The sequence below is a fragment of the Vibrio viridaestus genome, from assembly GCF_003856525.1.
Taxonomy (GTDB): domain Bacteria; phylum Pseudomonadota; class Gammaproteobacteria; order Enterobacterales; family Vibrionaceae; genus Vibrio; species Vibrio viridaestus.
The window spans coordinates 134,987-160,723 of record NZ_RJVQ01000003.1 but is presented as its reverse complement, the minus strand read 5'-3'; the positions used below and the strand labels follow the sequence as shown (position 1 = coordinate 160,723).

22 protein-coding genes are annotated in these 25,737 nt (G+C 41.5%); 9 read left to right on the top strand and 13 right to left on the bottom strand.

Features of this window, described 5'->3' with window-relative positions; genetic code table 11:
* The first annotated feature begins 19 nt into the window (after positions 1-19).
* Genes EES38_RS08310 through EES38_RS08300 form a run of 3 tightly spaced genes read left to right on the top strand, consistent with a single transcriptional unit; the run spans position 20 to position 4,873 of the window.
* Positions 20-586, top strand: a complete 567-nt coding sequence (locus EES38_RS08310; protein ID WP_124936721.1) for a PilZ domain-containing protein — start codon at positions 20-22, stop codon at positions 584-586.
* Between the two features lie 18 nt (positions 587-604).
* On the top strand, positions 605-4,063 hold the full coding sequence (gene mfd, locus EES38_RS08305) for a transcription-repair coupling factor (protein ID WP_124936720.1): 3,459 nt from the start codon (positions 605-607) through the stop codon (positions 4,061-4,063).
* 39 nt (positions 4,064-4,102) lie between these two features.
* Positions 4,103-4,873 (top strand): peptidoglycan binding protein CsiV, encoded by a 771-nt coding sequence (locus EES38_RS08300; RefSeq protein WP_124936719.1) that lies wholly within the window; start codon positions 4,103-4,105, stop codon positions 4,871-4,873.
* 27 nt (positions 4,874-4,900) lie between these two features.
* Here EES38_RS08300 and EES38_RS08295 read toward each other — a convergent pair whose 3' ends face one another.
* The 7 genes from EES38_RS08295 to hinT all read right to left on the bottom strand — a co-directional run bounded on the left by EES38_RS08295 (position 4,901) and on the right by hinT (position 10,839).
* Positions 4,901-6,190 carry an NAD(P)/FAD-dependent oxidoreductase gene (locus tag EES38_RS08295; RefSeq protein ID WP_124936718.1) on the bottom strand — a complete coding sequence of 430 codons (1,290 nt, stop codon included), beginning with the start codon at positions 6,188-6,190 and terminating at the stop codon, positions 4,901-4,903.
* Between the two features lie 327 nt (positions 6,191-6,517).
* Positions 6,518-7,060 carry an alpha/beta hydrolase YcfP gene (ycfP, locus tag EES38_RS08290; protein ID WP_124936717.1) on the bottom strand — a complete coding sequence of 181 codons (543 nt, stop codon included), beginning with the start codon at positions 7,058-7,060 and terminating at the stop codon, positions 6,518-6,520.
* A 59-nt stretch (positions 7,061-7,119) separates the two neighbouring features.
* Positions 7,120-7,980 carry a phosphotransferase gene (locus tag EES38_RS08285; protein ID WP_124936716.1) on the bottom strand — a complete coding sequence of 287 codons (861 nt, stop codon included), beginning with the start codon at positions 7,978-7,980 and terminating at the stop codon, positions 7,120-7,122.
* Between the two features lie 11 nt (positions 7,981-7,991).
* On the bottom strand, positions 7,992-8,582 hold the full coding sequence (gene lpoB / locus EES38_RS08280; RefSeq protein WP_124936715.1) for a penicillin-binding protein activator LpoB: 591 nt from the start codon (positions 8,580-8,582) through the stop codon (positions 7,992-7,994).
* Between the two features lie 22 nt (positions 8,583-8,604).
* Positions 8,605-9,000 (bottom strand): YcfL family putative periplasmic lipoprotein, encoded by a 396-nt coding sequence (locus EES38_RS08275; protein WP_243694170.1) that lies wholly within the window; start codon positions 8,998-9,000, stop codon positions 8,605-8,607.
* Positions 8,997-10,412, bottom strand: a complete 1,416-nt coding sequence (locus EES38_RS08270) for a COG3014 family protein (protein WP_124936714.1) — start codon at positions 10,410-10,412, stop codon at positions 8,997-8,999. The genes EES38_RS08275 and EES38_RS08270 overlap by 4 nt, the downstream gene beginning before the upstream one ends.
* Before the next feature lie 76 nt (positions 10,413-10,488).
* Positions 10,489-10,839 (bottom strand): purine nucleoside phosphoramidase, encoded by a 351-nt coding sequence (hinT, locus tag EES38_RS08265; protein WP_124936713.1) that lies wholly within the window; start codon positions 10,837-10,839, stop codon positions 10,489-10,491.
* Positions 10,840-11,215: 376 nt separating this feature from the next.
* On the opposite strand from hinT, the gene EES38_RS08260 reads away from it, so the two are divergent.
* Positions 11,216-12,376, top strand: coding sequence for a DUF1887 family protein (locus EES38_RS08260; protein WP_124936712.1), 1,161 nt, complete (start codon positions 11,216-11,218; stop codon positions 12,374-12,376).
* 56 nt (positions 12,377-12,432) lie between these two features.
* On the opposite strand, the gene fadR is transcribed toward EES38_RS08260, so the two are convergent.
* Positions 12,433-13,281, bottom strand: coding sequence for a fatty acid metabolism transcriptional regulator FadR (gene fadR, locus EES38_RS08255; RefSeq protein ID WP_124936711.1), 849 nt, complete (start codon positions 13,279-13,281; stop codon positions 12,433-12,435).
* Positions 13,282-13,873: 592 nt separating this feature from the next.
* Here fadR and nhaB point away from each other — a divergent pair.
* Together nhaB and dsbB are read left to right on the top strand one after the other, a co-directional pair.
* On the top strand, positions 13,874-15,469 hold the full coding sequence (nhaB, locus tag EES38_RS08250) for a Na(+)/H(+) antiporter NhaB (protein WP_124936710.1): 1,596 nt from the start codon (positions 13,874-13,876) through the stop codon (positions 15,467-15,469).
* 76 nt (positions 15,470-15,545) lie between these two features.
* Complete coding sequence (gene dsbB / locus EES38_RS08245) at positions 15,546-16,058, top strand: disulfide bond formation protein DsbB (RefSeq protein ID WP_124936709.1); 513 nt, start codon at positions 15,546-15,548, stop codon at positions 16,056-16,058.
* Positions 16,059-16,091: 33 nt separating this feature from the next.
* On the opposite strand, the gene EES38_RS08240 is transcribed toward dsbB, so the two are convergent.
* Entirely contained in the window at positions 16,092-18,851 is a 2,760-nt protein-coding gene (locus EES38_RS08240) for a DNA translocase FtsK (RefSeq protein WP_124936708.1), read from the bottom strand.
* A 190-nt stretch (positions 18,852-19,041) separates the two neighbouring features.
* Positions 19,042-19,536, bottom strand: coding sequence for a leucine-responsive transcriptional regulator Lrp (lrp, locus tag EES38_RS08235; protein ID WP_124936707.1), 495 nt, complete (start codon positions 19,534-19,536; stop codon positions 19,042-19,044).
* 150 nt (positions 19,537-19,686) lie between these two features.
* On the opposite strand from lrp, the gene ald reads away from it, so the two are divergent.
* Positions 19,687-20,808, top strand: coding sequence for an alanine dehydrogenase (gene ald, locus EES38_RS08230; RefSeq protein WP_124936706.1), 1,122 nt, complete (start codon positions 19,687-19,689; stop codon positions 20,806-20,808).
* Here the strand turns inward: ald and EES38_RS08225 are convergent.
* On the bottom strand, positions 20,805-22,016 hold the full coding sequence (locus EES38_RS08225; RefSeq protein WP_124936705.1) for a methyltransferase: 1,212 nt from the start codon (positions 22,014-22,016) through the stop codon (positions 20,805-20,807). The two genes, ald and EES38_RS08225, sit on opposite strands and share 4 nt — an antisense overlap.
* Positions 22,017-22,077: 61 nt before the next feature.
* Complete coding sequence (gene cysB, locus EES38_RS08220) at positions 22,078-23,052, bottom strand: HTH-type transcriptional regulator CysB (RefSeq protein ID WP_124936704.1); 975 nt, start codon at positions 23,050-23,052, stop codon at positions 22,078-22,080.
* 273 nt (positions 23,053-23,325) lie between these two features.
* Here cysB and EES38_RS08215 point away from each other — a divergent pair, with 273 nt between their 5' ends.
* Together EES38_RS08215 and miaE are read left to right on the top strand one after the other, a co-directional pair.
* Positions 23,326-24,087 (top strand): DNA repair protein, encoded by a 762-nt coding sequence (locus tag EES38_RS08215; RefSeq protein WP_124936703.1) that lies wholly within the window; start codon positions 23,326-23,328, stop codon positions 24,085-24,087.
* 138 nt (positions 24,088-24,225) lie between these two features.
* A complete protein-coding gene (gene miaE / locus EES38_RS08210) occupies positions 24,226-24,981 on the top strand; it encodes a tRNA isopentenyl-2-thiomethyl-A-37 hydroxylase MiaE (RefSeq protein ID WP_124936702.1) in 756 nt (251 codons plus the stop codon).
* A gap of 47 nt (positions 24,982-25,028) precedes the next feature.
* On the opposite strand, the gene pyrF is transcribed toward miaE, so the two are convergent.
* A complete protein-coding gene (gene pyrF / locus EES38_RS08205) occupies positions 25,029-25,724 on the bottom strand; it encodes an orotidine-5'-phosphate decarboxylase (RefSeq protein WP_124936701.1) in 696 nt (231 codons plus the stop codon).
* Positions 25,725-25,737: the final 13 nt, after the last annotated feature.

Genomic DNA, 25,737 nt, shown 5'->3' with positions numbered 1-25,737 from the left:
AGCCTACAGGATAACACTCATGGTCGATCAAGAATATTTTACAGTACATCATGCTCTTAAAGTAAATATCGAAGCCTTGCAGCATGACTTCACGTTACCTGAACAGGCTATTTTCGAGGCAGAGATCCCAACACCCTTTTTAGTAGCAAACGAATTCAGCCAGCTAGATTCGTTAGGTGATCTGGCTCGACAAGAATTAAAAGACAGTGAGTTTAAACATGTTTTGCAGTTACTCGAAGCTCAAAACAACAAATTAAACCTACTTCTGAATTACATGTTAACTCAAGAGGGAGAAGATGAGTCGCGCTATACAACCCTCTCTTTTGGCGCAAGTCAATTTACCTTTATTAGCAAAGACCCGTTCGAAGTGAATTCGCCTTTACGAGTTAAACTCTTTCTGGAACATCCTGCAGCTGCAATCTACCTATACGGACACGTTGCAGAGATAGCGAGTGACAGTCATGCATACCAGACAACGGTAAAATACGACCTATTAAGAGAAAGTGATCAAGACTTACTCATCAAAGCCGCACTTTTTCAACAACAGAAACTATTACGCCAACGTTCAATAGACAGAAATAAATAAGAGTATCGCCACACTAATATGAACAAGAATCGATCTTTACCTTTCTTAGCGGCGGATAAATCCGGCGACAAAAAAATGAATGGTGGGTTAATTGGTGCAAGTTTGTCTCTTGCTGTTGCAAACGTCGCCAACTCATCACAAAAACATACTTTGGTCATTGTCCCGGACTCACAAAGTGCTGTGCGCTTACAAAATGAAGTGAAGCAGTTCTCCCAAAGTGACGTTAATTTGTTCCCGGACTGGGAAACGCTCCCATACGATAGTTTTTCACCTCATCAGGAAATCATTTCCGACCGAATTTCTCGCTTGTACCAACTTCCAACGCTAAATAACGGTATCACTATCGCCCCGATTAGTACGTTATTGCAAAGACAATCACCTAGAAGTTATCTGCTGCAGCACACGCTAATGGTTAAAGCAGGCGATCTGTTTTCATTAGATAAGCTTCGCACACAGCTAGAACTGTCTGGATATCGACATGTAGACCAAGTTTTTGGGCCAGGCGAATACGCAAGTCGTGGTTCCATACTTGATCTCTTTCCTATGGGCAGCCAACTTCCCTATCGAATCGATTTCTTTGACGATGAAATTGATACTATCCGTACATTTGATCCAGAAAATCAACGTTCGATAGAAGAAATTTCTACGATTAGACTCTTACCAGCTCACGAATTTCCCACCTCAGAATCTGCTATTGAGGAATTTCGCTCTCGCTGGCGCCAACGTTTCGAAGCAAGACGAGAACCTGAATCCGTCTATATGCAAGTTTCGAAAGGCACATGGCCCGCAGGGATAGAATACTGGCAGCCTCTGTTTTTTGATGAAACTGAAACGCTATTTGACTACCTACCAGATGAAACTCGCGTTGTGGTTATTGGTGACGTAGAGCCAGCGATTGACGGTTTCCTGAGTGATGTTGATGCACGTTATGAGCAACGTAAAGTGGACCCTTTACGACCACTCTTACCTCCAAATGAATTATGGCTAAAAAAGGATCAGTTTTTTAGCCAAGTAAATCAGTACCCGCAGACTTTCTTCTTCCGTGATGAAATCGAAGAAAAGTCAGGTCGCATCAACCTATCCATCGCTTCGCTGCCCGATATAAAGGCGAAACACAGCACAAAAGAGCCTCTGGCTGATCTTCGTCGCTTCTGTGAGTCATTTACAGGTAATATTGTTTTTTCTGTTGAGTCGGAAGGACGACGAGAAGCGTTAAAAGAGTTATTAGCCCCATTAAAAATCAAACTCACAGAAGCGAATAGCCTTGATGAAGCTGAATCGAAAAAACTAAAGTTTACTTTAATTATTGGTCAGGCCGAAAAAGGGTTTATTTTCCCTGATGGGAAAACAGCTTTCGTTTGTGAGGGCGATATTCTTGGCGACAGAGTAGTACAGAGACGTCGCAAAGATAAAAAATCAATCAATAGTGACGCCGTTATTCGCAACCTTGCAGAATTAAAGCCCGGCCAACCCGTTGTCCATATTGACCATGGTATCGGTCGTTACATTGGTCTACAGACGCTAGAGGCAGGTGGCATAACGACTGAATATGTTACTCTTGAGTACCAGAACGAGGCGAAACTGTATGTCCCAGTAGCCTCTTTAAACCTGATCAGCCGATATTCTGGTGGGGCAGAAGAAAATGCCCCGATTCACAAGCTTGGAGCTGACTCATGGAGTAAAGCACGTAGAAAAGCAGCTGAGAAAGTTCGAGATGTTGCAGCTGAACTACTGGATGTTTATGCCAAGCGTGAGCTCAAACCCGGCTATAAATTCCACCTTGACCGCGAGCAATACAGTACGTTTCGTGCAAACTTTCCGTTTGAGGAAACCGATGATCAAGCAATGGCCATTAATGCTGTGTTATCGGATATGTGTCAACCTAAAGCGATGGATCGTCTGGTTTGTGGCGATGTGGGTTTTGGTAAAACTGAAGTGGCAATGAGAGCCGCATTTGTCTGTACAGACAATAGCAAGCAAGTTGCGGTCTTAGTTCCCACAACGTTACTCGCTCAGCAGCATTTTGAAAATTTTCGCGATCGCTTCGCAAACTTACCTATACGAGTCGAAGTTTTATCTCGATTCAAAACCGCAAAAGAACAAAAAGCGATTATTCAGGATGTCGCCGATGGCAAAGTGGATATCCTTGTAGGCACGCACAAGCTTTTATCCAGTGACATCCAGTTTAAAGACCTCGGTCTTCTAATCGTTGATGAAGAACATCGCTTTGGTGTAAGACAGAAAGAAAAAGTCAAAGCAATGCGCGCTGACGTAGATATTCTTACACTAACGGCAACTCCTATACCCCGCACACTCAATATGGCAATGAGTGGTATGCGAGATCTATCTATCATCGCGACGCCTCCGGCTCGCCGTTTAGCTGTAAAAACCTTCGTTCGCCCACATGATAATAACGCAACCAGAGAAGCGATATTACGTGAAATCATGCGTGGCGGTCAGGTTTACTATCTCCATAACCAAGTAGAAACGATTGAAAAAGTCGCCTCGCAGTTACAAGAGCTTGTTCCGGAGGCGCGAATTACAGTAGCCCACGGACAAATGAGAGAGCGCGAACTAGAACGAATTATGAATGATTTTTATCATCAACGATTTAACCTTTTAGTTTGTACCACTATTATCGAAACAGGGATCGATGTGCCGACGGCAAATACGATGATTATCGATCGCGCTGATAAGTTCGGCCTTGCTCAACTACATCAGCTCAGAGGTCGTGTCGGACGCTCTCATCACCAAGCTTATGCGTACCTTCTGACGCCACCACCTAAAGCATTAACAAAAGACGCCGTAAAACGTCTTGAAGCATTGGCTTCGCTAGAGGATTTAGGGGCTGGATTTACGTTGGCAACACATGACCTTGAGATTCGTGGAGCAGGAGAGCTCCTGGGAGACGAGCAGAGTGGTCAAATTCAATCTGTCGGCTTTACACTCTACATGGAAATGCTTGAACAGGCAGTTGAAGCACTCAAATCAGGCAAAGAACCAGCATTGGACGACTTGTTACGAGAGCAGACAGAAGTCGAACTGCGTTTACCAGCGCTCCTCCCCAATGACTTTATACCCGATATCAACACGCGCCTTTCAATGTACAAACAGATCGCAAGTGTCGATTCCGTTGATGAATTAAATGACCTCAAAAGTGAAATAATTGATCGATTCGGCAAGCTACCTGATGCCGCATTAAACCTACTGTCAGTGACTAAACTTAAGTTGAATGCGGCTGAGATGAAGATTAAGAAAGTCGAAGCTCATCAAAAGGGTGGATACATTGAGTTCTATCCAAATGCTGACATAGACCCCGGATATTTAGTTAAACTATTACAATCTCAACCGAAGCAATTTGCATTGGAAGGACCGACAAAATTTAAGTTCAGTATTCCTTTGTCAGACAGCGCAGAACGGATAGAATTCGTCAGCAATATCCTGAAAGAATTTCAAAACAACCGGTTGGCAGCATAAGCTGCCAACCATAATAACAAGACCATGTATGGAGCAATAATGAAACGACTGGTCCCACTTCTTATGCTCATGTTTGCGATGCCAGCAATGGCACGTCAATTTGATGTAGAAGTCATTATCTTTAAACGCAATGTAAACGCTGAACAGACCCAAGAGTCCTGGCCTAACAATTTACCTGCTATCTCGCTCGATGGTGTAGGAAGTCTTGGTTCGCAAGCTTATATGGAAAGAAAAGGAGTAACCTTACTACCCCACTCTTCCTATCGACTGAATGAAGCAGAACAGAGACTGCGTAACCACGCAGGCTATCGTGTTTTAATGCATACAGCTTGGCGACAAGGTGACCAAAGTAAATATAGTGCACCAGTTTTTCACATTTTAGCTGGACGCGATTTCTCAGGTCAGTTTAATCATAATGGTACACCAGTCGGCAGTGATAATGATGCTACTCCGATTTCTGGCGTCACAGAGAATAGCGTTCCTTCAGCGTTGTATGAACTTGACGGTAAATTGCAGGTTTATGTGCAGCATTACCTCTATGCTGATGTTGAGATGGACTTGAAAGAGCCTAGCAAACGGGAAGTGGCACTAAGAAGCGTTTCAGCTATCGAGCCGCAAGATACCAATAATAGTACTGGCGATAGCATAGTAAGACTTGGAAATTTGCAAAATGTCACCCCAGAAGTAGAAACTCAAACATTTCTCAAACCTTATCGAATGAATCAGAAACGACGAATGCGCAGTGGAGAGATTCACTACTTTGATCATCCGCTAATGGGAATGATTATTCAGGTCAGAAAAGCCTATTAAAAAAAGCGCCTTAAAGGCGCTTTTTTCTTAGTGTAATTTGAGTTTTGGTTTAAGGACTCGGTTTATCCGACCGACTAACATCATAAGACCGGTTTTAAAATATCCGTGAATAGCAATGAGATGCATCCTATAAAGAGAGATATAAACCACTCTTGCAATTCGGCCTTCTACCATCATTGATCCGCGAGTCAGGTTCCCCATTAAACTTCCTACAGTAGAGAAGCGACTCAGCGATACTAGTGAGCCATGATCCTTGTAGACATATGGCTTCAATGAACGTTCGTTAAGCATGGCAATAATATTCTTAAACGTATTTGACGCCATTTGGTGTGCAGACTGAGCTCGAGGTGGAACAAATTTACCGTTAGGCTGAGTACATTGCGCAAGGTCACCAATAACGAAGATATTATCGTCGACCGTAGACTGTAGCGTATCTTTAACTACAATTTGGTTAATTCTGTTTGTTTCCAAACCACCGATATCTTTCATAAAGTCCGGAGCCTTGATCCCCGCAGCCCAAACCATAATTTGAGCAGGAATTTTTTCACCGTCTTTTGTCGTCAAACCATCAGGTTCAGCTTTGGTAACCATTGTTGAAGTACGAACGTTCACACCAAGCTTAGACAATTCAGAATGCGCTAATCCTGAAATACGTGGAGGTAGCGCAGGAAGAATGCGTTCACCGGCTTCGACAAGGTTAACATTGAGTTTACTTGAATCGAGATCCCCAAAACCATAATTTTGTAATTGCTGTAGGGCATTGTGTAACTCAGCTGAAAGTTCTACGCCTGTTGCACCTGCACCGACAATCGCAATATCTACCGTGCCTTCTCCGCGACGAGCATGAAGTTTAAGAAACTCATTATTCATTTCTGTACGGAAACGATGTGCTTGTTCTGGACTATCAAGGAAGATACAGTTTTCTTTCACCCCTGGCGTATTAAAATCGTTTGATGTTGAACCGATCGCCAAAACCAGAATATCGTATTCAATTTCGCGGCTAGGAACCAAAAGCTCATCGTGTTCGTCCTTCAAGTCATCTAGAACAATCACTTTACGTTCACGAACTATATCTTTCAGGCTCCCCATCTGAAAATCAAAGCTATGATTTTTCGCGTGAGCTCTATAGCTCAGACCGTCAACCCCCTCATCTAGTGATCCAGTTGCTACTTCATGAAGCAATGGTTTCCATAGATGACTTGCCTTGCGATCCACAAGTGTCACATGTGCGCGTTGTTTTCTACCTAAAGTTCGTCCCAATTTGGTTGCGAGCTCTAAACCACCAGCCCCACCACCAACAACTACAATACGAGTCACAAAAAAACCCTCAACAAAATGTAAAAATATTTCGGTCCGGTAAAGCACCAGACCGTTCGAATTCGTTTTTGCTCACGGAGAATTAAGGATATTTGCAGCTCTAACGCAGCAATCTAAAGCGACTTTGTGAACAATTTATATGCAACAGTGAGTTCACTTCTCACTTTCATTTTTTTTGATTAACATCAAGTCTAATTTCTCCGGATATTATATAGAGCTTAATACCCTATGCAACTAAAGATTCATTCGAAAAATGTAAAAAAACGTGGACTTAAAGATAAAAAAAAGCAGCTTAAATGCTGCTTTTTATTTAATAAAATAAAATACTTAATTACTTTCTTTAAATGATTGAATTTCTTTTAGATGTTGAGAAATTTTTTTAAATTTATGACTCTGCGACTCATCCCATATGATGGGGTAATAGTTAGATAATTCCTGCTCTATTCTCTGAATATCAAGTAATTCATCTTGTTTTGATAAAATCGCTAAACAGCGTTTACTATTTTTTTCTCTAAAGTTATCAACGCACTTAGTTGAAATGTCCAGATATTCCTCTGGTCTGTCAATCAAACCAGGCATATTTTCATGAGGGAAAAGATTGGGATTAAAAACGACCTGCTTAATACCACAAAGAAATCCAATTCTTTCTGACCAATAACCACCTAATCCAACACCACAAATTAGTGGCTGCTTATCGTCAGTCGAATCGAGGAGTTTCGACACTTCTTTCAGTAGGTGCTGCATATCATGCTTAGGGTGTAACGTGCTATAACTGATGAATCTGACATCATCGTCAATGAATTGCAGTTGCATGACTTTTTCATGGTTACCCGGGCTTGTCGAGTCAAATCCATGTAGATAGATTATCATTTTGACTACTCCATGTTTTTGATACTTTTAATCTACCACAAAAAGAAAGGATATATTACTTACTCTTGCAGTCGGTTGAATATTTCCTCCGCCGAAGATAAATACTCTTCGCCACACCCATGATGATACGCAACGAGATACCATAACAGAGCCATCAGATTGACCCTTGGCATCCACGCTTGTACTCCATCAATCCAATTATCAATATTGATGTATCCAGCCAACTGACAGTAGCGTGCGACAAAAGAAACCACATCAAAATCTTCCATCGACAAGGTCATCGCTAAATCTAAACGAGGGTCAGCTAGCGTAGAGTATTCCCAGTCAATAGCACACAAGCCTTTTTGATTACGAATAAGGTTATGTTTCCCTAGGTCTAAATGACATAAGGTTGGTTTTAACGCGATAACTGAAGGAGCAACTCTTAACTTGTTATAGAGGTCTTTATAGCGGGATAAATCAATATTATTTGATTCTAACGTTAACCAATAATGGTCTACTCGAGCTGTGTAATTAAATTGAGAGACTGGTGAGTGAAAAAGATCTTGATGATGAATGTCGTGCAACAATCTGACTAGATCCATTTCTTGCACTGTTTTGACTGGCTCACCCGAAAGCCATTCGACAAGTATGCCTTCAGGCTGACGGGATATTGGTTTGGGGCTAAAGTAACAAGCATTTTTTTGCAAAGCCCCCAGAATCAAATACTCTTGCTGACGAGAGATCGCTAACTTACGCGTAAGGCTTGTGACTGGTCTCCAGATAAACTCTTGACCATCATGGGTATGTACCTTCCAACAGCGATTTGTAAGACCTCCAGTAAGCGTTTCAACATTGGGCGGGATTACGTCAAAAACCCGCCCAAGAGCAAGGAGAGTTGGATCAAATTCGCATGCTTCATCCCATGGTATTTTTGCCATAAAACGCTACGTTATAACCCGAGAAAACTTCTCGACTGTTCTTTACGAATTTCTGTCTCATCAGCCCATTCAATGAGACCTGATTTTAAATCCATTAATCGCATCGTCATCTTGTAATATACGTCTTTATCTCGTCCCGCCTCTTTCACGATACTCGATAGATTGCCGTACAACATGTACTGAGCGCCAACCATTTTACCAAACTGAATTGAACTACTTTTATCTACTAGTTCATCGTTGTTTTGGAATTGCAGTTGTTTCCTAACGTCTTCGACTCTATCCATGTCCACAAAACGGAACTTCCCAGAATTCAGCATCTTTGTACTAATAGTATCAGTAATGGACTCGGTATCGATATGTTCGCTAGTTTTGTTTTTTATACCGTCAACAAAAACGATTGGACGTGAATTTTGCGTGATCGCAGCAACAGACCCAGACATCATCATACTATCCACCATGTCTGATGCGATTTTCTGGAGGTCGGTAGAACCAAAGTCAACGGTCTTGGTTTCAACAGATTGAGCATCACCGTATGATACGGTATTTGCACAGCCCGAAAGGACCGAAGCAACGCCTAATAGAATAATTACACTCTTCTTCATTTTATACTCCTTCCTTTCAGGTCTAATGCGAAGCTCTTACCTGAAGTCTAAAATTTTTACCTTTTGGCGAAACAGATACCTGTGATAAAGAACTCATCTCTTTACCGCCAATAATAACCTGCTTCCAAGCTCCGGGCTTGGTATTCACCTCTAACCCATTATCGTCATACCAAGAAAAACGATATTCTAGCGTTCTGGTATAGTCATCCAAATTCTCGAGCTTAACCACGCCTCTGGTGTGGCCGTTTACTTCTTCAGTCGAGATATCATCAACGCGGAGATATGAAGACATTGAACTATCACCGAATAAGACTTTTTGATACTCGCTATCAACTGACAGGCCCGATGATTTCGATCCAGCACACCCTGCCAGCATTACCATACTGATAAAAATAAAAATTAGTGACTTTTTCATCATAGCCTTCCTAATTGTTTATGCCAAATGACACTGTTTGGCCCTTGTTGAGATACCCACACAAAGACGGTTATCCCGCCTTCTACATTAAATTCGTAATTTTTATTACCCAGACTTATTTTCTGTTCTCCTGGCGCAACCATTTTTTCTGAAACTGAAACGCGAGCAGGCAACGTTTGCCAACTTCTCGTATCAGGCTGCTCTGTCAGGGCATTCCATACACTAACCATGAGACTCGCTAATTGATTATCCTTAGCGAGTTGCTGACGTACTTGATCTTTTAAGACCAGTCTCATCACCTGACGGAAAATGGTTTTCACTATCCGCTCTTTTAGTGCATACGCAGCCATCTGATTAACATCAACGAGATCATCGAAGTGTATCGATTGTTGGTTAATCGTTAGAGGGATTGAAGGAACCTCGGTAGAATTACTTGGGTAATAAGGCAACGCAAGAGAATAGATGACTGCACGACCACGACTGTCAAAAATGGGTAAAGATTGCTTCCAGCTACGCATAGCTTCAACTACCCCACTTTCACGAATAATAATAATACGAGACTGGTCGTCTCTTAACTGCTGTCTACCTCTATCTTTATAACGTTTATTGAGCAACGCTAAATCATCTTTCATACCTAGCTTATGTGCACAACGATAGACTGAATCTAAAATAACCTGATTATTGGGTTCAACAGCCAATGCTCTGCGATAATCTACATAGGCATCATTGATGTCTTTATTTGCTTCATACATCAGCCCAGATAGAAAAAACAGATAACCATTTTGGACCGATGAAAGGACCGAACTGCTCCCCGGATAGTTTGCGAGCACGCTAGCAACATTTGGGATAATCCCCTGACCTGATAGAGTTTCCTTTTCCTGATCTAAAGTATCTTCGCGTATTTTCTTTGCTTTCTCTTGGACAGCATTTGCCCGGCGGAATTCGACCATCGCATCTGAAAGTTTATTCTGCTCTATATAATCAAGAGCCATATAAAGATGCAAAAAACCCGTTTCGTAATCTGTAGGTTCATACGTCGTCAAATTATCATTCACTGCAAGCGCACCAACGGATTCAGCGCCTTCACTCAAAGAAATCAGTGCTTTTTCTTGCTGCTTTTTCAACGCAGCATCGCTCTTATCAAAAAAAGACAAACTCTGACTACTGTTTCCAGCCAACAAATTTAGTCTGCCTTTTTCAAAGTTTGAGAGAATATCACCAGCACCGTCTGCATCGAGACTCGAAAGCGCTGCATTGTAATCACCAGAACTCAATTCATGATGCATCTCTTCATTCTGAGCACTATAGTGACTAAAGAAATTACCGGCGCTAAAAGTTGAACAGCCGAATAAGAATAACGACAGGAGGAGAATAGAAAAGGCTCGAACCAAAGATAAGTTAGATGCTTTTGTCATTTGATACCAAAAATTGTCTAAACCTAAGCGTTATCGAAATATCATAGAATAACGCCAGGCTGTAAATCTATAGCACTTAACCCATTAGAAGAGGACCAAGAGGTTTACCACCAAGAAGGTGCATATGAATATGATAAACTTCCTGACCACCATGAGTATTACAATTCACAATTAGACGATATCCATCTTCGGCTATCCCTTCTTCGGCAGCTAACTTTCTCGCGACAGTGAATAGACGTCCAAGTGCCAATTCGTCTTGTTCCTCGACATCATTAACGGTAGGAATAAGCTTATTAGGTACAATAAGGATATGTGATGGCGCTCTGGGGCTAATGTCTCTAAAGGCGGTGACCAATTCATCCTGATAAAGAATATCAGTTGGTATCTCTTTTCGAATAATCTTACTAAATATGGTTTCTTCTGCCATGAAACTCGTCCTCCAGGATGGATTATACACACGATGAAATAAAGCATATGTCGTGTGCTTATAGCGTCAAAAGTATGCGCTAGGCCGATAAAAAGCTCAACTAAAACTCTTAAAAAATATCGAGATACCCCAAATTGAGACTTTATAGATGAATAAATAACCACATAGTTATTCAACTTATGAATGACAAAATATCTTACGTTTTATAATTATTACTAACCTCGTGTAATCATTGTAAATTTGAAGTAAAACATTGGGCAAAATGTGGGATTTATTTAAATCGCTCTTGTTTTTTGGACATAGTGACTTTATATCTAGAGAAGCTTGCTACCTTTTACTTGTCTCCTTTATTGCAAGCGAAATTTGAGGATAATCTATGACCATTCATGTTGGTATCATTGACCAAGATCCCGTTCGTTTGGTAACACCATTACTTGATCATCGAAGTACTGCTACGAGCATTGTTCTTATTGGCGACGCTTCCCAAAAGCCTGTATTTTACCGTATTAAAGGCGTACTCGATCAGCGAAATATCACGACAGAGTTTCATGAAATACCTTGCAGCTCAAATATCATGTCCATCAAACGTTCTATCGATGAGTTGGCAAAAAAACTCGTTCATAGCAGCGATAAAATACGCTTAAACGCAAGTTGCGGTTTAAGGCATCGTCTCTTGTCAGTTTATGAAGTATTTCGTAGCTATGAGTGGCCCATTTTCGTTGTAGAGCCTAATAGCGACCGATTATGTTGGTTATTCCCAGAACATTATCAAGATACTCAAGTACAAGATAGAATCACCATTTCCGATTACCTGACTATGTTTGGAGCGAAGGGTGAATTTTTAGAACCGGAGATTGCTCCAGCCCTTGATAAGACGCTTTATGAACTCGGTGAACGCTGGGCCGGAAATGCGCTAGAGCTAGGTCCAGGGCTTGCAACACTAAACTACCTCGCAACAACATGCCGGAAAGAGCAAAAACTCGATGTCGAACTCTCAGAAAAACAACAGGGTTACCGCGAGCTCAATATGCTTATCACCGATCTTGTTAATGCTGAAATTGCAACTTACGAAAAAGGCATTCTCACCTTTGCCAACGAAGATGCAAGACGCTTTTCTAATGGTGAATGGCTAGAAACATTGGTGCACAGCACGGTTAAGCAACTGCAAACCGATATTCCGACTATTCAGGACCGTTCACTCAACGTACAGGTTTACCGCCAGCTAGGGGAAAGAGAAGTCAGAAATGAACTCGATGTGGCGACGGTTGTGAATAACAAACTGCATATTATTGAGTGTAAAACAAAAGGTATGCGGGATGACGGCGATGATACGCTCTATAAATTAGAGTCTCTAAGAGACTTGCTCGGTGGTTTACAAGCAAGAGCAATGTTGGTGAGCTTCCGACCTTTACGACATAATGATATTACGAGAGCACAGGATCTTGGACTCGCACTAATCGGTCCGGATGAACTTAAAGATCTCAGAACTCACTTAAGAAACTGGTTTATGGAAGCGGGTGGTAGCGATCCTGAATAGTAGTAGAGAATTACTACAAGCATGATAAAAAAACCACCTTAACGGTGGTTTTTTTATCAATGTTCATCTTCAGTAAAACTGGTTGGCAGATCCACTTTCATACTCTGCCAAACTGCAGCACTGTCTCTACCATATTGGCGAATAAGTATATCAAGATCCTCTTTCAGCTCTTTACGCGAACCCTGGCATAACCTCAATAAATCTTTATAGAATCGCAAAGCTAACTCACGCGCTTGAGGATTTGAAAAATAGTAGCTCCCTACTCTGTCATAAAGCTTCTTTAATCCATTAAAGATGAGACCGTAGATCTGATTTCCTGAATGGAATGCAAGTCTCTGAAACAGCATATAGTCATAAAAGTTAAACGCTTTTGCGAAGAGAATCGTTTCCCTTTTATCTGCATCTTTTTCTGTATCTTCTCTCACATGCTGTAATAGCTTCTCAGCATAAGGGAAACTTTCGATGAAGCCTTCCCAAGATGAAGATTCTTCAAGCTTTTCGCAGGAATCAATGACGCGTAGAATCGTTTTTTCAGACTTCTCTGGATTTGCCTTGAGAGCATAACGCATAAAAATAGGACTAATGTTGCTGCGAGCAGCAAGCAAGTCTTCTACTATAGTCGTGGCATTATCAGTATCCAATGTCATGAGTGTATCAAGAATATGCAGACCGGAAGTCTCCATGAACTGATTCACTTTTGTTGGCTTTCCATGTTGGATAGTCAACCAGCCATCTCTCGCTAATCTTTGTAATACTTCACGAAGAGTAGTCCGTGTAACGCCAATCAGCTCAGATAATTCTCTTTCAGCTGGGAGGATCGAACCCGGTGGAAAACGACCATTCCAAATACTTTCAATAATGTATTTTTCAGCAAAACCTGCTGGGCTTTTTGCCTTAATAACCATTAAACACGATTCCAGATGTCTCTCTGTTTGAAAGGCACTCATCATACCACTAGTTTTTACATATCGTAAACTTATGGTCCCAAAGTTAAAACGTAATTTGTCTAATCGTTAATCAAAGACTCTCAACAAAGTCGTTTTTAGGCCAATAAATTGATTTAGCTTAATAACGAGAATTTGAAATAATCCTAAACTCCTAGAGCACTAAATAATAAAAACAACAATAATTAGCCTAAAATTGTGTTGTTTATTTAAAAAATTTGTTATTTAGTTAGATTTCATAAGATCGAAATCAACAAGGAATGCAATAGAATGCTCGTAAATAAGTTGAGTATTCTGTGCTAATATGATCTCGTTTGAAAAATAAAAGTAAATATAACTTTGAATTTTGGTTCTTTTTTGGTCAAGGAACAGAACTAAGTTGATTGTCGCACGTCATTTTGTTGACATGCGAATCGGGACGCGGTAAATCTCAGTAAATTCGCAGAGTTACTGCAAAATCACTACTACTGAATGGATCGTTCGTATTTGTTTCGAAAAAGATTTGACGAGAACGTCGATATCTATTCACAACAACTATAAGAGTAAAAACACCATGCCGATATCGTTAGGAAATGCATTTATCAAAAACTTTCTTGGTAAAGCGCCAGACTGGTACAAATTGGCGATAATTGCGTTTCTAATTATAAACCCTATCATTTTCTATATGGTCAGCCCGTTTGTTGCAGGCTGGGCACTTGTCGTAGAATTTATTTTCACTCTGTCGATGGCGTTAAAATGCTACCCATTGCAACCGGGTGGACTTTTAGTAATTGAAGCAGTCGCTATTGGAATGACATCTGCCGAGCAAGTGAGTCATGAACTTTCATCAAACCTTGAAGTCTTGCTCCTTCTTATCTTTATGGTTGCTGGCATTTACTTCATGAAGCAGCTTCTGCTATTCATGTTCACAAAAATTCTTCTTGGAATTCGCTCCAAAGTTGCACTTGCTCTCGCTTTTTGTGTCGCAGCTGCTTTTCTTTCTGCATTTCTCGATGCTCTAACTGTTATTGCTGTCATTATCAGTGTTGCGGTTGGTTTTTATTCTATCTACCACAAAGTCGCATCTGGACAGAAACTGTCAACTTCTCATGATCATACACAAGACGACCAACTAAACGATTTAACTCGTGAAGATCTGGAACAGTATCGTGCCTTTCTTCGCTCATTATTGATGCATGCAGGTATTGGTAGTGCTCTTGGCGGTGTGATGACTATGGTAGGTGAACCTCAGAATTTAATTATTGCTAACCAGGCTGCTTGGCAGTTTGGTGAGTTCATTATTCGTATGTCACCAGTCACATTCCCCGTTTTCATCTGCGGTATTTTAACCTGTGCTCTGCTAGAAAAGATGAAATGGTTTGGCTATGGTGCAGAACTACCTGATCGTGTCCGTGATATTTTGGTCGAATTCGAGAAGGAATCAGCGAACCATAGAACAAATTTAGACGTTGCAAAGCTTTGGGTTCAAGGCGCTATCGCGGTATGGTTAATCGTCGGGTTAGCGTTACACCTAGCCGCTGTTGGCCTGATTGGTCTGTCTGTGATTATTCTGACCACTTCTTTGATCGGTGTAACCGAAGAACATGCGCTTGGTAAAGCATTTGAGGAAGCATTGCCATTTACAGCCTTACTATCGGTCTTTTTCTCTGTTGTTGCCGTTATTATCGACCAACATTTATTCAAGCCTGTCATTGACGCTGTATTGCACATTCAAAATGCTGATTTACAATTGGTCTTGTTCTATATTGCAAACGGAATACTGTCGATGGTATCCGATAATGTATTTGTCGGTACCGTCTATATAAACGAAGTTAAAACAGCATTGATGGAAGGGATTATCAATCAGCAACAGTTTGAATTATTGGCTGTCGCTATTAACACCGGAACAAATTTACCATCGGTTGCAACACCAAATGGTCAGGCTGCATTCTTATTCCTGCTAACATCAACACTCGCACCACTCATTCGCCTTTCATACGGTCGCATGGTTGTTATGGCATTACCGTATACGATAGTTCTGGCGGTTGTTGGCCTACTGGGCATTATTTTCTTTATTGACCCAATGACAACCCATTTCTATGAGTGGGGATGGCTGAGTGAACCAACTGGCGAAATGCTCAAGAATGCGGTTTCAACCACTGGTCATTAAATGTATTGAGAATTGAACTAATTCGATGTAAAAAGCTCTGAATAATCAGAGCTTTTTTATTAGGACTGAACAAATTATGCTTTCAACATTAAAAAAAATATCAACCGGTAAAACGGCATGGCGACTTCTCTTTATTAGTGCCTTAGCCTTTGAGTTATGTGCGCTTTTCTTTCAACACTTCATGAAACTCGAGCCCTGCGTTATGTGTATCTACGAACGCGTTGCAATGTGGGGAGTGGCTATTGCTGCTTTGATCGGAATGATGGCTCCCAAAGTGTCAGTTATCCGATGGTTAGGGTTGCTTGCTTGGCTAGCGACATCGATAAAAGGAACGACGTTGGCATGGCAGCACGTTCAGTACCAATTACACCCTTCTCCATTTTTTACCTGCGATGTATTTGTCCAATTCCCACAATGGGCACCATTAAATAAATGGATACCATGGATGTTTGAAGCTTATGGCGATTGCAGTGATATCGTATGGACTTTCCTAACGCTTTCTATGCCTCAATGGCTAGTTGTCGTATTTTCTGCCAATGTGCTGTTTGCTGTTATCTTCCTAATCTCTCAGTTCAAGAGCCGTAAATAAAAGAATAGCCAACTTCGGGTTGGCTATTTAATCTTAGTTATTGTCTCTTTTTGGTGATGGGGCGAGCACTTCCCTATTACCATTATGGCCTGGAGGACTTACTATTCCTTGGGCCTCTAACTGCTCAACAATACGCGCGGCTCTGTTATAACCGATTTTAAAACGTCTTTGGACTCCTGACACCGACCCTCTTCGACTCTCAACAATGTACTCAACAACCTGATCGAATAGTGGGTCCATATCTTCGTCGTCTTCCATTTTTTCACCTGGAAGCAAGGCATCAGGCCCTTGGTCGCCATTAGTAATTTCGTCAATATAGTTTGGTTTGCCTCTCGCTTTCCAGTTATTAACCACGGCATGAACATCATCATCTGAAGCAAACGCGCCATGCACCCTGATTGTATGACTGGATCCTGGTGGAAGATAAAGCATATCTCCCATACCAAGCAAAGATTCCGCTCCTCCCTGATCAAGAATCGTTCTGGAATCGGTTTTAGTTGATACCGTAAACGCAACACGTGTTGGAATGTTAGCTTTGATTAAACCAGTAATAACATCAACAGAAGGCCTCTGTGTAGCAAGAATAAGGTGAATACCAGCAGCACGAGCCTTTTGAGCTAATCGTGCGATCAACTCTTCAACTTTTTTACCGACCACCATCATAAGATCGGCAAACTCATCAATAATGACGACAATATAGGGTAGCCTTTCAAGCAACGGAGGTTCTGAATCCATACTGTCGCCTTCTTGCCATAGAGGATCGTGAATCGGGTGACCCGCGTCAGCTGCCATCTTAAGCTTCTCATTAAAACCTTTGATGTTACGTACACCAAGCATCGACATCAGCTTGTAACGCCTTTCCATCTCAGCCACACACCAACGTAGCGCGTTCGACGCATCCTTCATATCCGTGACGACTTCCGATAGTAAGTGAGGTATTCCTTCGTAGATAGAAAGCTCCAACATTTTCGGGTCTATCATAATGAAACGAACATCTTCCGGAGTCGACTTGTAAAGCATACTCAGAATCATAACGTTTACACCAACAGACTTACCTGAACCTGTTGTACCAGCGACAAGCACGTGCGGCATCTTAGAGAGATCGGCGATTACGGCTTCACCGGCAATGTCCTCCCCAAGCACAATTGTCGTTGGAGACTTAGATTTCTCAAACTTCTCGCTGCTGATTACATCGGATAGATACACTGTTTGCCGACTTGTATTTGGTAATTCCAAACCAACATATGGCTTCCCTGGGATAACCTCAACAACCCTTACCGCAGCAGCAGAAAGAGAACGAGCTAAGTCCATAGAAAGACCAGAAATACGGCTTACCTTAACACCTGGGGCCAAGTCTAATTCAAATCGAGTAATAACAGGTCCCGGATAGATACCAACCACTTCAGCCTGTATTTTATAGTCAGCCAACTTAGACTCAACGAGGCGAGCGATTTCTTCCAGAGCCTCTTTATCGATAAAGTTTTCCCTGTGCTCTGGAGAATAGAGTAGCTCGAGGGTTGGCATTGGTTCTTTCGGCTTAGGCAAGTTCTCAGTTGGTCTGGCTAAAAATGGATTCTGCTGTGCAATATTCGCTTTCTGCGCATCCGACACCATATTCTGAAAGGCAACGACATCGTCATCTTCATCATAGTCAGTGTCGTCATCTCCCCCAAATTCGGAAGAATCGTCTTCATCAACATCGGGAAGCGTAGACATTGACGGATAATCATCGTCTTCAACTTCATAAGACGTCATACTTAATTCAGGTTCGTGATCAGATTCAATGCTATCAGTCTCCTGATAATCATTCTGTTGATCTGTTAGGCCGACATATTGATCGGCATAATCATCGTCATCCCGAGCGTGTTGTTCAAGTTCTTCAATTGTTGAACCCAAATCAGGACCGCCAACATCAGATGAGTCAGATTTTTTAAAACTTGGCATATGAATACTAAAACGACGACGGGAATCTTCCTCTACATCGCTCAAATCCATTTTGACGTCGTCGCTTTCGGGGACCTCAGGAGCAAGCTCGAACGCCTTTTTCTCTGAAGCATTAGTTCGCTCCACTATTTTGTTTTTTAAATGCTCTTCCGTATCACGCGTATCAGCTTTGAATAATACATCTTCGTTTGATTTGCGCCCTCTCATGCGCTTGACCAACTTCGCAGCCGCATGAATTGCATTTTCACCAAGCCAATCGACAATTCTTAACCATGATATTCCCGTGAGCAAGGTAAAGCCCGCCCCCCAGAAAAAAAGTAAGATTAGAGTTGACCCAAGAAGATTAAATGTTGGGATCGCAAGTGTCGTAATAACATCACCAACAACGCCGCCAGATGAGAAATACCACAGATCATCAAAGTTGATATCCGCTAAACCACAACTTGTAATAAGCAACACAAATAGTCCGAGAAGGCGCGTTCCCCAAAGCATAAAGTCGAAAGATTCAGATTCGTTTCGCTTACGAAGCGTTACCCAACCTCCGAGCGCTATAAGGAATGGCAACGGATAGGCAAGTGAGCCAAACGTGAAAAACAGCGTATCCGCGATCCAAGCTCCAATGTAACCTCCGGCGTTGTGCAATTGCCCGCCCCAAGAAGTTTGAGACCATGATGGATCAGCCGGACTAAAGGTGAAGAGTGATACAGCGAAGAATATCGCAACAAGCACGGCGATAATAAAGCCACATTCCCGAAGACGTTGAAGACCATTTAACCTGAAAATATCGTCATTTTCGGGTTTAGTTTTTATCACGGTATTGATTGAATTGTTTTTATTCTCTTTGAACATAACCAACTTTACGTTCCTGATTACAGCCTAGTGACAAGAGTATTTTACCACTAAGTTAGGTAAAAACAGTCCGAGCGGCAAATGCCGCTCGGATTAATATTAAGAATTTAACCATATTGGTTAATAAAACCCAATCTGCTTACGTCAGAATCAGGAAAAAGTTATTTAAAAAGAGTAAAAAACCAACAGTTTATCTCGTTTTGATAACCAACTGATTTGACTGCTTAACTTCTTCCATTACCACATAAGTACGAGTATCGTTAACGCCAGGTAAACGCAGCAGCGTGTCACCAAGCAATTTACGATAGGCACTCATGTCAGATACACGTGTTTTTAACAGATAGTCGAAATCCCCCGAAACCAAATGACACTCTTGAATATCATCGAGTTTTTGCACTGCCGTGTTAAATTGTTCGAATACATCAGGCGCACCACGATTTAACGTGATTTCTACAAACACTAGCAATGACGCATCTAAATACTGAGGATTTAGTAACGCTGTATAACCAGTGATGTAGTTTTGACGTTCCAGACGTCTAACACGTTCAAGACACGGTGTTGGGGAAAGTCCCACGCGCTTTGATAACTCGACATTTGAAATACGACCATCTTTCTGTAACTCATTAAGAATATTACGGTCTATACGGTCTAAATCCTTGGACGGCTTTTTATAATTGTCTGCCATTTTTATTCCACCTTATACTTCCTTGCAAAATCCAATTACAACTCATTAGTAAAAGTAGCTCAATTTAAAAGACTATTACTATACTAGTTATATGTTCGTTATCTTATCCAAACATCCAGTGAATACAACCAAAAAAATAAAGGAGCCAGGATGATTATTGGTGTACCGAAAGAAATCAAAGATCACGAGTATCGAGTCGGCTTGATTCCATCAAGTGTCAGAGAGCTTACCGCTCTTGGTCACCAAGTGCTTGTTGAGTCCCATGCCGGGTATGGGACCGGTTTTCCAGACGATGAATACATCGCTGCAGGCGCATCCATTCTTCCTACTGCTGACGAGGTGTTCTCTCAAGCAGAGATGATTGTAAAGGTAAAAGAACCTCAGGCTGTTGAACGAGCTAAACTCCAAAAAGGGCAAATATTATTTACTTACTTACACCTAGCTCCTGATTTTCCACAAACTGAAGAGCTAATCAAGAGCAAAGCTATCTGCTTAGCCTATGAGACTGTAACAGATTATATGGGTAATTTGCCACTATTAGCACCAATGTCTGAAGTTGCAGGCAGAATGTCTATTCAATCCGGAGCATATTCTTTACAAAAAGCAAATGGTGGAAGAGGCCTTCTGCTTAGTGGTGTTCCGGGTGTTGCCCCTGCTCATGTCGTTGTCATAGGAGGAGGTATAGTGGGATCCAATGCAGCTCGAATGGCAATTGGACTCAAGGCAAGAGTGACAATTTTAGATAATAATATCAATACCTTAAGAAAACTAGACCAAGAGTTTTCTGGTCGAGCAGAAGTCATATTCTCTAATAAGGAAAATATAGAGAATAATGTAATGGACGCTGACCTGTTAATTGGTGCCGTACTGATTCCAGGCGCACAGGCACCGAAATTGGTAAATGAAGCACTGGTAAAAAAAATGAAACCAGGCTCGGCAATCGTCGATGTCGCTATCGATCAAGGTGGTTGTATTGAAACTTCTCATCCCACAACACATTCTGATCCAATATATATTAAGCACAATGTTGTCCACTATTGTGTTGCTAATATGCCCGGAGCTGTGGCACGAACGTCAACAATCGCTTTAAATCACGCTACTCTGCCCTACGTGCTTTCTATTGCGAATCAAGGAATCGCGTTAGCTCTGAAAGCGGACGAAGGATTACGAGCAGGAGTGAATGTTTTTGAAGGACACCTAACAATAAAAAGTGTAGCAAGTCAGTTTAGCCTGCCCTTTACACCGTTAGAGGAAGTTCTCTCAATACTCTAGTTTGTATCAGCGCGTATAGCCTGAATTAGATAGTTTCTTGGGGTGATGTGTTCCGGGCAAAAACGACTTACCGACACATCATACCCTTGCTGTTTCAAAAAGAGAGCTTTGTCATAGATAAGCCAAGCTTCAAGAAGTGACTGAAAAAGCGATTGAAGTAAATTTAAGCGCTCCATCACTTTAAACTGACGTATTCCCATATCTTGATAAGGTTTGAGATCGACTTCTGCGTCTAAATCCCAGCCCTTATATTTGAATGCCTCACGACAGAAAGATTCAAATCCATATTTCAACACAGACTTTTTGATACTAGGAAATGGGACATAGTGTTCAGCCAGCCCCTTTTCTTCAATCAAGGCTTGCAAGCCAAGGCGAAAGGTCATCTCGAGAAAACGGTGCTTTTCTACTCGCATCCCTCCTGTCACGACTTTCTGTAATGGAATCCTCAGTTCCTTTTTAGATAGACGGATTCCAGATGCTTGTGCTTCAGACGAAAGAGGTTGATAGAATTCATCTCGAATAAGATGGAAACAACAGGGAGATATCGAGATCGCAGGCAAACGTTTTTTTGTAGCAAGTTTGATTAAGTGGCAATGTAAATCACCGCATGCGTGTAAAGCGACTGCATGCTGGTTGACGTTCATAAGTTGTATTACAGATTCATGGAAAACATCAATTTGCTGAAAGCGAATGTCTAGGTTGTTTTCCTCAGCATAAATCTGCCCTGCTTCGCACAAACTATGTTGAAACTCCAAACTCTTCACAGGCTTGCCTGAATCAAGGTGTAACACCCTTCCCAGATATCCCTTTCCCGCACACCACTCCAACCACTCAGAACCGATGTTTTTCTCGGTTAAGCGATGGGTAAATTCGCGAATCTGAACTTGCTTTCTACCTGGAATACCAGAAAACTCGAAGTTTGATGCTACGTCAGTCTGTAAGGTACCCTCAACGGTTAGGTTGATGGTATCGTGAAGTTCCTTTAATCCTGGCAAAAAGCGGGCTGAATCTTGAATAAAGTCGCTAAGGTCTTGCTGATAACGTTCTATTTCATTATCTGAAGTAGAAAGTAACCAATTTTTTAAATCAGAATGATGTTCAAGAAATTGCTGTGGCAAGTCATGCTGGCAAAGAATAAAGGGTTCAATCGACCAAATATCTCGATAGCGCTGGAGAAACTGGCTTAATTGCGTAAATTCTGGCTGCATTATGACTCGTTCGAACAAAAAAGACGCAGAATTGTAATCACCTCAATTCAGAAATCAAGAATTATCGTATCGGTAACACAATGTCTCGGAACATCTCTTCTATTTCAGCGTTGGATTTCAGAGATACGGCTTGTTCGACGACTGCGCGCGTTAGATGAGGAGCGAACCGTTCGATAAAGTCGTACATGTAAGAGCGCAGAAAAGTCCCTCTCCTAAAGCCAATACATGTCGTACTTGATCCGAAAATTTCGCTCGCATCAATAGAAACCAGTTCACTATCCTCTTCTCTATCTACAGCCATGCTTGCAATAACACCTACACCCATACCCATCTTTACGTATGTTTTGATGACATCGGCGTCGGTAGCGGTGAACGCGACTTTCGGATTCAATCCTGCGCGACGAAAAGCATTGTCTAACTCTGACCTACCTGTAAAACCAAATACGTAAGTAACTAAAGGAAACGCAGCAATATCTTCAATCGTCACAATACTTTTTTTCGTTAACGGGTGATTTTTAGGGACAATAACGGAACGAGTCCAGTGATAACAAGGCAACATTACAGCATCTTGATATAAATGAACCGCTTCTGTTGCGATAGCAAAATCGGCTAAACCTTTAGAGACCGCTTCTGACATTTGCTCCGGAGTCCCTTGGTACATATGCAGAGAAACCTTAGGGTAGCGCTCGGTAAATCCCTGAATAATAGTCGGTAACACGTAGCGAGCTTGTGTATGGGTTGTAGATATAAGTAACTTCCCCATTTCAGGGTGAATATGCTGATTCGCAACCGCTTTAATGCTATCCACTCTAGACAGCACGTCTTGTGCAATATCAATTATCTCTTGACCTGCCTCGGTCAACTGAGTCAAATGTTTGCCACTTCGCTCAAATATCTGTACGCCAAGCTCATCCTCCAACATCCGAATCTGCTTGCTTATGCCGGGTTGTGATGTGTAAAGGCTATCGGCAGTAGCAGATACATTTAAACTATGATTAACCACCTCGACAATGTATCTTAACTGCTGTAATTTCATGCATGGCTCCAGTCAAAGTAAATTAGCACACTGCGTGGCTAGCGAGCTGATATTGCAAAGCTTACTAATAAGAACGCAAATTGTTGTATATACTAAATTGTAAAGATTATTTGAATTTACCAAGTATTTTTCAATACTAACGTAGCTTTTTAGTGAATTTATGCCACAGTTTAGTGAGTTTTACTTTAAATTTTATAAGTTTATTGAATAAATAAATCTATAAATAGTGTATTCTTTAAAAGTACATTTAATTAGGATTAAGAATCAATTGATATGAGTATCGGATTAATCATTACATTGGTGGTCATTCTTCTTGTTTTGGTGTTGGGGTATAACATCATGCTGCAGTTCAAAGTAAAGGCTGACAGCGCCAAGAAACAAGAATCCGCTCGATATGTTGCAATTATTGATGCCACTGAAGATCTAATTGGTAATGCTCACCATGTCCCATTTAGTAAAGATCTTCTACTCTGCTTGAATAATCGCATTCTCGATTCACTACAAAACATGCATGAGCTCGATCCTAAAAATAAATCCCTTGCACAAAGACTCGAAGATGTTAAAGGACAAGTAGCTTCGTTGAAGCAGGCACAAAACTCTGAGAGTACAACGTTTAAGTCTCCAACTAGCGATAAGCAAGCAATCGTGATGCTCAAGCTCGTTAAGCGGCTCCGCGATACTATCCGCAGTGAGCACAACAAAGGAAGAATGGATACTCAGAGCTACGTCTCTGAAAATGCTCGTCTCGAAGGTATTCAAATTCGAATAAATATAGAGAACGTCATCAAACGTGCGAACGAATCTATGGCAAGAGGGCAACCCGGAACAGCAATCCAGTTATTGAAAAAAGGTATTGATGTCCTGAGTACCAAAAACGATGCTTACTCAAATCAGGCTCGTGAGAAGCTCCAGACCATGTACGATGAGCTAGAACAAAAAAGACAGGCCAAACGCTCTGATGAGAATGCTGCAAATGCAGAAACAGAGAGAGATAGTGATATGGAAGCACTGTTTGGTGAAAAGAAAAAATGGTAAACGTCATTATAGATATTTGCTACGAAGCCATCTTAAAGATGGCTTCTTTGTTTCCATACAAGGAAAATTGTTAAGCTATTGCCCGCCTAACCTCGCGTGGTAGAATCCATACAATCAGAATACGAATCTTAGCAACCCATGTACCAAGAACTTTTAGAACCTATCCATCAATTTTTAGCCGTTAAAACACCTCAATCATGGTTAGATAAAGCATCACAACGAGCAAACCTACCAGTCATTCTGCGTGATCATATGCTATGTGAGCTTAAAGCAGCACAAAGCGCGCTATTCTTAATACGTAAGTACGCTGTCGATGATGAGAGTAAGCAAATCCTTCAAGACTGGATTTCACCTTTCGAAAATTATGCTTATCGCTACCTTGGTGACATGGAGTCATTAAAAGGCAAGGCGCAGATTTCCAAAAAACTGCAACCAAAGAGTGATAGTAGCTATAGCCAAGATTTAATAGATAAAATGGTCTTGTTAATAAAAGAAGAATTACACCATTTTTATCAGGTACTCGAGATCATGCAGAAAAACGCGATCTCTTATGAGAACGTGCCTGCAAGTCGGTACGCTAAAGGCCTTATTCGTCACGTGAAAACCTATGAGCCAGATGCTTTAGTCGACAAATTAATCATTGGCGCCTTTATAGAAGCGCGTTCATGTGAGCGATTTGCTAGTCTGGCACCCTATATGGATGAATCGATTAAACGATTTTATATCTCATTGCTTCGCTCTGAAGCGCGTCATTACCAGGACTATCTAGCCCTTGCTCAGTCGATATCAACTAATGATATCTCCGAGCGCGTAGAATATTTCAGAAATATTGAAGCCGAATTAATCACAAACGAAGACGATGATTTCAAGTTCCATAGTGGTACTCCAGTATAAAAAAAGAGGCTTGATTAGCCTCTTTTTATCTATCTGAAAAGCAACAACTATCTCAGCGAGTCATTAATTTTCTGCAAAACATCGAGGGGATTGTCAGCTTTTGTGATCGGTCGGCCAATAACCAAATAATCAGACCCTGATTGAACAGCATCGAAAGGAGTCATGATTCGGCGTTGATCTCCAGCATCTGAACCTAATGGACGGATGCCCGGTGTAACAAGTTTAAAATCTTGGCCTAATGCACTCTTAAGCTGCGAAGCCTCCTGAGCGGAACAAACAACGCCATCTAGACCGGAATCCTTGGTTAATGACGCCAAGCGCATTACCTGTTCTTGAGGCTCACAGGTAATGCCTATTCCACTCAAATCAGACTGCTCCATACTCGTGAGAACGGTAACCCCAATAAGCAGAGGCCTATCGTTTCCGTATGGCTCAATAATGTTTCGCGCAGCTTCCATCATTCGCATTCCGCCACTGGCATGGACGTTTGTCATCCACACACCCAACTCTGCAGCAGCTCTTACAGCTTTTGCACATGTATTAGGAATATCATGAAACTTGAGGTCTAAAAATACATCAAATCCACGACTATGCAGAGAACGGACGAACTCAGGCCCAAAGAGAGTAAACATCTCTTTACCTACTTTTAATCGACACGCTGTAGGATCAATACGATCAACAAACGCTAAAGCGTCTTTTTGGTTATCATAATCTAGTGCAACGATCACTTTAGGGTCGTTCATCTTATCTCCTAAT